We start from the raw sequence: 3,732 nt of genomic DNA on the forward strand, positions 1-3,732 counted from the left end.
GCCCGCTTCAGCTTGTTCTACTTTGACGCCGTGAATTTGCAGCCCACGCACTCGACTTGTGAGCTTTTGAGGCAGAATCTCTACCGGATCGCCCACATGGATGGTGCCGGACACCAGTGTTCCTGTAACCACGGTACCGAAGCCTTGTACGGTGAAAACGCGATCTATAGGGAGACGATAGGGTAGCGCGGTATCTTTAGCCCGTGCACGACTGACCGCTGAAAGTAGCGCGTGACGGAGTTTTTCAAGGCCTTTACCTGTAGTAGCCGACACGGCGATGATAGGTGCTTGTGCCAGGAACGTGTCTTTGAGGTGTTCACGAATATCTTCTTGAACAGTCTGTAGCCACTGCTCATCAACCAGATCGCTCTTGGTAATTGCCACAACGCCCTCACGGACATCGAGAAAGCGTAGGATGTTCAGGTGTTCCACGGTTTGGGGCATAACCGATTCATCGGCAGCAACGACCAATAAGACCACATCCACCCCTGTGGCGCCGGCCAGCATGTTTTTCAGAAACCGTTCATGGCCCGGCACATCCACAATGCTCACCGTGGTGCCATCAGGTAGGGTAAGAGGGGCGAACCCGATATCGATCGTCATTCCTCGCGCCTGCTCTTCTTTGAGCCTATCGGGATTTATGCCGGTCAAGGCCTGGATAAGCGTCGTTTTGCCGTGGTCTACATGTCCTGCCGTGCCAATGATGACATGTTTCATGGGTAGCTGCTCAAAGATGCTGTAAGCTTTGGGTTAGGGTGACGTAAGTGCCCTCTCTTAGCAGCCCTTCTGGGTATTCTGGGGAGGCAACTGCCCATATCCAAAGGCGGTCGGGGGATTGAAAGCCGGTCCGCGTGGCCGCAGCTCCATAATCGCCATCTTTCCGAATCGAGATGATGGCAGCGCCATAGGGGCCGCATGTTTCGGGAGAGCGCTTACGAAGAAGGTAACGCAACGCCTCTTCGCAAGCTTGCTGGGCCGTATAACCTTTTTCCAGCAACATGACGGTACGATACGAGAGACACACTTTCATTATCTCGTCTCCATCCCCTGTGGCGGCTGCGGCTCCCAGTTCGTTATCTACATAAAGACCCGACCCGATGATCGGCGAGTCCCCAACACGGCCGGGAAGTTTCCATGCCAGCCCACTGGTCGTACAGCCGGCAGCTAGGTTGCCGTTCGTATCGAGAGCACAAAGCCCGATGGTATCATGCCCTTCTTTTGACAGGCGGTCAAAATGAGCCACTTCTGCTTGTGTTTGGTGAGACTTCCATGCCAGCCAGCGCTGGCGTGCGGCCTCAGTAAGCAACTCTTCCTCTACGAACCCCGCTTGCAAGGCGAAGCGTTTGGCATTTTCCCCGACGAGCATTACGTGAGGCGTTCTCTCCATCACACAACGGGCAACGGATATAGGGCGGCGAAAACCCGTCAGTGCAGCCACTGCTCCTGCTGCATGTTTAGCTCCATCCATAATCGCTGCATCTAGCTCTACGACGCCTTCAGCATTTGGAAGCCCTCCGTAGCCGACGGAGTTCACGGAGGGGTCTTCTTCCACAACATTGGCGGCAGCCTCTATGGCATCGAGGGCCGAGAGGCCGTTTGCAAGGAGCGAATAGCCTTTCTTACAGGCAGGTCGTCCAAAACGCCATGTGGCAAGGATAAGCGGATTCATGCTAGCGTGTTTCAAAAGGTTTCATCATATTGCGATGTGCGAGTTGTTGTTGGTAAAGATTTTCAATGATGCGGTGTCGTGCCTCATAGTAGGGTTTGAGAGAGAGGTTCGGCTGCACCACTCGGCCACGGTGGCACATGGCGCGCATGGCCGTAAGAACATCAGGGTAGGCTTGTGAGCCTACTGCCGCCAAGATCGCGGTTCCGAGCAGGACAGCCTCCTCTTCTGCGGGGAGGACGCAGGGGAGGCCGGTGGCATCGGCCAGAGTCTGAAGCCAAAGTGGATTTTTCGTAATGCCGCCGGTTACGAAGAGCGTCTGGATGTTGAAGCCTGCATTGTTGAGTGCTTGAATAACCAGATAGTCCACGGAGCAGACACCCTGTATTGTGGCTAGGTAACGTAAGGCCTGAGAGTTGATGGAATTGTCGAGCGTAAGCCCATCGAGTACGGCACGCGCGTGTGGGTCGGCATATGGCGAGCGATTGCCAAGGTAGAAGGGAAGTACATGGATATCCCTGGTTAGGAGCGCCCAATGGCTTTCCTGGGACTGTGTTGCTTGATGCTCTAGATAGGAGTTAAGAATTTCATGAGGAGTGCAGCTGCGCTCGGTGGCTTCGGCTTGCAGAGACGGGGCGTTGGCGTGGTCGAGGACAGCTTGATCTATGGCGCTTCCGGCCGAGCTTTGACCTGCTTCAATAAGCCACATGCCCGGGATCATGGCGCTATAGTAAGGCCCCCATACGCCTTGGAGGAAGCGCGGCTCTTGCGAGACCGCCATATGGCATCCACTTGTGCCGCCAATATAGGCGAGGGCCGTATCAAGGCGTGCGGGATTGAGTGGTTCATCTTCATCCCAAACGGCGCCGAGCAGCCCAATACCACCCGCATGGGCGTCAATGATCCCTACCCCTACGCTGCATTCGGTGGTTAGACCGAGATCGGTTGCCGCTTGGGGTGACAGCTTGCCAAGAGGACTGCCCATCGGGCGGACGATGTGTCCGGCTAGGCCTCTCTCTAAAACATCTTCGAGGCCGATAGCTTTAAAGTAGTTGTGATCCCATGTACCGTTCTCGCCCACGTGCCCAAGGTAAGTCCATTTACAGACGACGGTACAAAAACTACGCGTATCGTTGCCGGTAGCGCGATAGGTAAGATAGTCGGCGAGATCGAAGAAGCGACGTGCCTTTTGCCAGGTTTCGGGCAGGTTACGCTTTAGCCAAAGCAGTTTGGGGGTCTCCATCTCAGGGGAGATCTTCCAGCCGACATAGCGAAGTACCTCATAGTGTCCGGCATTGATCTCTTCTGCTTCGGCAAGCGCACGATGGTCCATCCACACAATGATGTTGCGGTTGGCATCTCCCTCGAAGTTCACCGGAAGGGGTTGATCCTGATCGCCAAGAACAACAAGGGAGCAGGTCGCATCGAAGCTAATGCCTCGAACAGCTTCGGGACGACATTCGGCACGTTGGCAGCAGGCGCGCACTACGGTGGAAACAGCTCTCCAAATATCCTCTGAAGACTGCTCTACATGGTGTGGGTGAGGCCGCCATATCTGTATCGGCTCAACGGCCATCGCGAGAAGTTTGCCACGAAGGTCAAAAAGCCCCGCTCGTGCGCTACCGGTGCCGACATCTACGCCGATGACATAGTCACTCATAGTGGTTCACCGCATTTGTTAGACTGGAAAGTCGCCTTCGAATACCTCTTCGGCCGGACCGGTCATCATGACACGTTGGTCGCCCATCCATTCAACACGCAGATCCCCTCCAGGGAGATGAACCAGCACATTGCGTGTGGTTTTATTATTCAGGACGGAAGCGACCACTGCGGCACAAGCCCCGGTGCCACAGGCGAGGGTTTCGCCTGCTCCGCGTTCCCATGTACGCAGGATGATCTCGGTTGGGCTACATACCTGCACGAACTGAACGTTGGTACGCTCCGGGAATGCCCGGTGATTTTCGATGAGCGGGCCGAAGCGGGATACGGGAAAATGGTCTATGTTATCTACGAAGATAACCACATGGGGATTGCCCATAGAGACGGCGGTAATATCAAAGCGTTGT

At 55.3% G+C, this 3,732-nt stretch carries 4 protein-coding genes; all 4 read right to left on the minus strand.

Going from position 1 to position 3,732, the window contains the following annotated elements; translation table 11 throughout:
- The coding region (gene selB, locus VKV18_RS13585; RefSeq protein WP_324204729.1) for a selenocysteine-specific translation elongation factor at window positions 1–717 on the minus strand (717 nt) is incomplete at its 3' end.
- 10 nt (window positions 718–727) lie between these two features.
- Window positions 728–1,669 (minus strand): N(4)-(beta-N-acetylglucosaminyl)-L-asparaginase, encoded by a 942-nt coding sequence (locus VKV18_RS13590; protein ID WP_324204730.1) that lies wholly within the window; start codon window positions 1,667–1,669, stop codon window positions 728–730.
- 1 nt (window position 1,670) lies between these two features.
- Window positions 1,671–3,326, minus strand: a complete 1,656-nt coding sequence (locus VKV18_RS13595) for an FGGY-family carbohydrate kinase (RefSeq protein ID WP_324204731.1) — start codon at window positions 3,324–3,326, stop codon at window positions 1,671–1,673.
- An 18-nt stretch (window positions 3,327–3,344) separates the two neighbouring features.
- Window positions 3,345–3,732, minus strand: a 388-nt coding sequence (gene dapF, locus VKV18_RS13600) for a diaminopimelate epimerase (RefSeq protein WP_324201734.1), incomplete at its 5' end; no start/stop codon positions are given.

This window comes from Chthonomonas sp., from assembly GCF_035294505.1.
In the GTDB taxonomy this organism is placed as follows: domain Bacteria; phylum Armatimonadota; class Chthonomonadetes; order Chthonomonadales; family Chthonomonadaceae; genus Chthonomonas.

Coding starts and splice junctions, on each gene's coding strand:
- VKV18_RS13595 (WP_324204731.1), bottom strand. CDS start 3,326: ATGAGTGACTATGTCATCGGCGTAGATGTCGGCACCGGTAGCGCACGA.
- VKV18_RS13590 (WP_324204730.1), bottom strand. CDS start 1,669: ATGAATCCGCTTATCCTTGCCACATGGCGTTTTGGACGACCTGCCTGT.